5 protein-coding genes and 1 pseudogene are annotated in these 5,239 nt (G+C 27.4%); 2 read left to right on the top strand and 4 right to left on the bottom strand.

From position 1 onward, the window contains the following. Together BUB83_RS20710 and BUB83_RS21770 are read left to right on the top strand one after the other, a co-directional pair. Positions 1-244 (top strand): annotated as a pseudogene (locus tag BUB83_RS20710) (hypothetical protein); the annotation flags it as partial. A gap of 40 nt (positions 245-284) precedes the next feature. After that, positions 285-1,202 carry a transposase gene (locus BUB83_RS21770; protein WP_143160621.1) on the top strand — a complete coding sequence of 306 codons (918 nt, stop codon included), beginning with the start codon at positions 285-287 and terminating at the stop codon, positions 1,200-1,202. A gap of 933 nt (positions 1,203-2,135) precedes the next feature. Here the strand turns inward: BUB83_RS21770 and BUB83_RS20695 are convergent. The 4 genes from BUB83_RS20695 to BUB83_RS22110 all read right to left on the bottom strand — a co-directional run. Further along, a complete protein-coding gene (locus tag BUB83_RS20695) occupies positions 2,136-2,669 on the bottom strand; it encodes a hypothetical protein (protein ID WP_073340986.1) in 534 nt (177 codons plus the stop codon). A gap of 397 nt (positions 2,670-3,066) precedes the next feature. Next, positions 3,067-3,300 (bottom strand): hypothetical protein, encoded by a 234-nt coding sequence (locus tag BUB83_RS20690; RefSeq protein WP_073340985.1) that lies wholly within the window; start codon positions 3,298-3,300, stop codon positions 3,067-3,069. Positions 3,301-3,553: 253 nt separating this feature from the next. Continuing rightward, positions 3,554-4,090: a hypothetical protein gene (locus BUB83_RS20685; protein WP_073340984.1), complete on the bottom strand. Its 537-nt coding sequence runs from the start codon at positions 4,088-4,090 to the stop codon at positions 3,554-3,556. Positions 4,091-4,270: 180 nt separating this feature from the next. Beyond that, on the bottom strand, positions 4,271-5,239 hold a 969-nt coding region (locus tag BUB83_RS22110), incomplete at its 5' end, for a hypothetical protein (protein ID WP_159434130.1).

Genomic DNA, 5,239 nt, shown 5'->3' with positions numbered 1-5,239 from the left:
TACGGCAGAATTCATGAGTTTAGAAGAACTTGATAATCAAATACCTGCAAGGACTGTTAAGAATAGAATTAATGCCTCTACGGAGGCTTCCCCTAATTTAGATTTTGATGAAATGGTCAAAGACCTTATTAAAGATAGAATTATGGAATTAAACAAATATGTATCCATTGATCATGCTTCTAGGTGTTTTATTGTTAAAGCAAATAATCTTAAAATTGATGGATATAATTTAGTTGTAATTTGATCCATGGGGGGTCAAAATTCAACGTAAATGGGGGTCAATTTTGCTTGACAATCTACACAAAGCTATTAATACTGAAAGAGTATATGAATTTTTTGCATATAAGTTATTACAAAATTATAAGAATAACTCAAAGAAAATATATATAATTTTTGACCATACAACTATTGTAGATAAATTTGTTATGTTACAATTTTCTTTGAAAATAGGTAGGAGAGCAGTTCCTATTTGGTATAAGATGTTCTTATATAAAGAGGATGGGAATAAAGATTTTAAACATGTCAAACAAGGGCTTAAATTTATTCATAAATTAGCAACACCCTATGATTTTGAAGTTATCATCCTTTCTGATAGAGGCTTTAAGAGTGTTGACTTATTCGAATTTATAGATAAAACATTAAAGTTTAAATATTGTATTAGATGTACAAAAGATTTAGGAATAACAATACTTGATAAACCTAATATTAGAAAATTAGAGGATATAATTCCTTCAAAAGGAATGACAAAACACTTCTTCAATATAAAGTTAACAGTTCAAAAATATATGTGCAACATGGCAGTTTGTAAAGCAGAAGGTGCTGAAGATACTTGGTTTATAGCTAATAATTTAGAAAAACCACTTGCAATCAGAGAGTACAAAAAGAGATTTGACATAGAAGAAATGTTTAAAGATTTTAAAGCAGGTGGATTTAACCTAGAAGATACTTGGACTAACAATATTCAGTATGCAAAAATCTTATATTTATGTATTTGTATAGCTTATTGCTGGATGATAACTCTTGGAACATCTTGCACTAAGGATAAGAAGAATAAAATTATTGGGGCTACAAAGACAATAAAAGGTAAGAAAGTTAGAATTTATAGCCTATTTAGATCTGGTGTTAAATGGTTTAAAAGGTGTTATTATTCTCTAAGAAATAAGTATTATTTGAAAATTTGTTTTACATTATATGTAGCCTAATTACTTTTATTTACATTGACATAAAGCATTAGTACTAATATAAAAATTCACTTACATTTTAATGAATTTATGAAATAATAATCAATTTCAGATATAACTAAATTGTTAGGATTTGAAATAAATACTGGTTATTTTGGTTTTATGGGAATTTATATAAATTCACTGTCCGTAAGTCAGTATGAACATATCATCTTGTTTCCAGATAGGGGCTATTGATTTGACTATAGAGATCCATTGCTTTCTTAAAACATCTAATTTCCAGGAGCTAGCGCGAAAAAATTGCATCATTGAAGAATAATCTTTATGTTCTAAAGATAAATCTCTTATCACAGAACTAAGACCTAATGAATCAGAGCGAATCATAATTCCTAGTATAATAATAACAAACCAATTGAATGCAGCCTCGCGGCTAAAACATATTCTGAATCTATTAAAAACATCATCTAATAATTTCCACATAATATTTCACACAAAAAACACAAAATATGATAAAATAGTAATGTAACATTTTTGTGTTTTTTTCTCCTTACTAGTTTTGTCACTTTAAGGATACTATAAAATCATGCAAAAATGTTACTTTTTTTATTTGAAATTATTGGAATCAACTTTTGACTGTCCAGATATAAACAAACCTTATGTATAAATTAATAGTAAAGTGGTTTTGTCTATACAGGTACAAATCTTTTCATTTTATTCTACTATTAGATCCCTTTTTTTTAATAACTCATTTGAGATTTTAACTGCATCTTCTCTATTTTCTGAAGGCGCTGAAATAATCCACCCATACTTATAATAGAAAGAAAAATTTTTATTTGATTAAGAAATTAGTATCTTCATAATATGATACTTCTCCTCTTAAATAAATTATAATTACTAACAACTACTATTATTTTTGAAGAATTAATCTCTAAGATTCCAGGTGGTGGGTAACATCTATCTTACTACAAGATCCTGGTACATTTTTTGTATTAACTCATTGGATACTCTAACTGCCTCTTCTCTGGTATCCGAAGGAGCAGAAATAAGCCACCCATTATCATAATGAAAAGAACTATTGCCCTGTTCATTTAATTCAGCAATTTCTATGGTGACTTTATTAAGATTTTCATCTATATATATAACACCAGAAATACCATTATTTATTTGTCCGAAGGGCAATACAGCCATATTGTTTAATTGAAAAGGTATTGGTGGATCTGAATAATCCAATTCTTTATCCCTTATTAATATTTTTCCAGAAAATTTATCAGGTTGTCCAAATAATCCCTGAATATATTCTCCTTTAATTTCAATATCAATGTTTTCTTGAAAATCCATATTACTAGCTTGATACCTTATACCACCATATACTGTGTCTACATAATATGGTTTTGATAAATACATATATGTCCACGAGCCTATAAATAATATGACTATTATACTAAGCAATACTTTCATGTCCAAACTGAGTTTTTTTAATATAACCATTAATATATTCACCTCAAATCAAATAATCATTAACAACAGAGATTGTTCGTTTCACTCCCACTCTCTGTAAGGTACCTGTTACCTTTGAAAAATTGGAAACAACGCAAACTATTTTTGTTGCTCAGTTTTTTTATCTTTAATCGTTTTATTATTTAATTTTTTCCTAATTCACAGTTCTCTGAACCTAAAATAAGTACCAATAACTACTCCAGCAACTGATGCTTACTCTACATCGGAATTGATTTACTATTTTTTTGCAATCGATAGTTACCCTAGTGATAAAATCAAAAAAAGAACCGCCAAATAAAATTACAATTCTTTAATGTTTTATTGTTTTTTTACTAAATAGCTTGCTCCTGGAAAATATCACACCTATGAGATATTTGCGAACCGCTTACTATTTAACAATTTTTAAATTCTTTTTTAACTTGTATAAATCTTCTTCTGTTTTATGTTCTTTGTGTTTCAAATAATCAATATCATCAATAACTTGGTCTACTAGTTTCATGTTAGTTTCAGTAATATCTTCAGCACTTTTTACAGTATGGTCATAGACAGAATCCAATTTTTCCTCAATACGTGCTTGACCTGATTTTAGCTCTTTTAATTCGCTTAGAATTTGTTGTAACATTTTTCCAATTTCGTCCCTCATTTACTTTAAGATAATTTATTATATATTCAATTCTACCATTTGTTCATGAAAATTTAAATTGGAATTATTTTTATTTTTTTATTATTTTTTAATATTATCGTATTTTGTAAAATGAAATTATAAAGTGTATTGGATATAGAAGGAAGTTTGGAAGATGATAATTTTGAATCAAAAATAAGACAAATTATTACCCTAGTGGGATTCCTCATCCCACTTGCAAGATATGCTATTTTCAATAAATTATAATGTTCTTATTATATATTTTGCTTAGTATACTGTTTGTTATTTCAATGGCCTCTTCTCTGTTTTTGGCAGGTGCTGAAATAAACCACCCATTTTCATAACTAAAAGATTCATTATCATTTTCATCCAATTCCGAAATTTCTATTATTACTTTATCAAGATTTTTATTTATATATATATGACCAGACATCCCATCATATATTTGTCCAAAAGATAGCTCAGCAGTCTCATTTAAATTTAATTCTATTGGAGGCGCTGAATAGTCTAATAACAAGTCATCTATTAATATTTTACCTTCGAATTTATCGTGTTCTCCTAAAAATCCAGTAATATATTCACCTTGAATTTCAATACTAATACTTTCTTCGCTGTTTGTATTGCCAGCTTGAAATTTTATGCCCTGGTATGCTAGATTGACCTGCTTAGGTTCTGTAACGTGCATATAAATCAATGAAAATATAAATAATATAATTATTGAACTAATAAAAACTTTTGTATCCAAACTTATTTTTTTTATTATCATCATTAATATTTTCCCCCTCACTACCCTCTATTATTTTAGAAACACTTAATAAATGTAAAGAATACTTTAACAATTTAAAATAATTACAATTACAAAATATAATAAGTGTAAATAAATATAGTTTACAATATATTAATTTACACTTATTTTCTCTATTTACTATCTCTTATTATATTAGTACTTTTATAAATCATATCCATTATTAAATGAAGATTCGTACCATATCAAGCTATTAAATTTATACTTCTCATACCTCTCAAAATAAAATCCTTTTGAATAATACCACTGATCATAGACCTTTTTATCAAGAGAATAATAATTAGTAGAAGTCATATAAGTTGTTGGCGAAAATTTATCAGTCCAAGAAGCTCCAGGTACATCTACCTTTATGTGATGTTTAAACTTATAGCTCCCTCTTTCCGCATATGCATATGACTGATAATACCAACCTGCGTAAGAATCATATGCATAAATACTTGTATGTTTTCTATATTTAATTTCATATAGCGCTGCCTGCCAAATATCACCTGAAGTTGCTGGATAATTTGTGAATGGATCTGGAATAAATAACTTCATTATACTAAACGTACCCCCACTAAGCTGATTCGCCAACTTTGTTGTACAGTATGTAGTTACATTTGTTAAGGTATCATTCCAATAATCACTTGTAGTATATCCCTTTTTAACAGTTTCAAAAGGACCTGAATAGTTGGTATAAACAGTTTCGTTTAAATATTTTTTATTATTGTACCCAGTATAATAATAGTCTTGTAAGATTGTCATGTACTCTGCTGTAACTTCTGGTTCCTCTATTTTTTTATTGACATCATTTTTATATTTCTTTGGTGTATATAGTAGAATAATATTTTTGGCATTATATTTGTTATTTTCTTTATCTTCTATTGCTTTATCTGATAAATTCAATAATGACTTTGCTAAATCGTCATTTACTTCATATTTTAAAATAACACCTTCTAGTTGTGTTCTCTTTAATAAATCAATTTTAATCTCTTTAACTCTTAGGAAAGTCGAATCGTTTACTCTCATAAGCTTATCATACTCTTTATCAGCTTGTAAAATTTCTTCATCAAGTATATCATATATTTCGTCATCATCGTATCTTACTTTCTTAATTTTCCCTTTATTATTATT

The organism is Clostridium grantii DSM 8605, assembly GCF_900129965.1.
In the GTDB taxonomy this organism is placed as follows: Bacteria; Bacillota; Clostridia; order Clostridiales; family Clostridiaceae; genus Clostridium_AF; species Clostridium_AF grantii.
Note: the sequence above shows the minus strand (reverse complement) of the source record. Positions and strands in the feature narration are given on the sequence as shown.

Excerpts from the sequence above, each read along its gene's own strand:
- BUB83_RS20685 (WP_073340984.1), bottom strand. The coding sequence starts at position 4,090 with ATGATGATAATAAAAAAAATAAGTTTGGATACAAAAGTTTTTATTAGT.
- BUB83_RS20690 (WP_073340985.1), bottom strand. The coding sequence starts at position 3,300 with ATGTTACAACAAATTCTAAGCGAATTAAAAGAGCTAAAATCAGGTCAA.
- BUB83_RS20695 (WP_073340986.1), bottom strand. The coding sequence starts at position 2,669 with ATGGTTATATTAAAAAAACTCAGTTTGGACATGAAAGTATTGCTTAGT.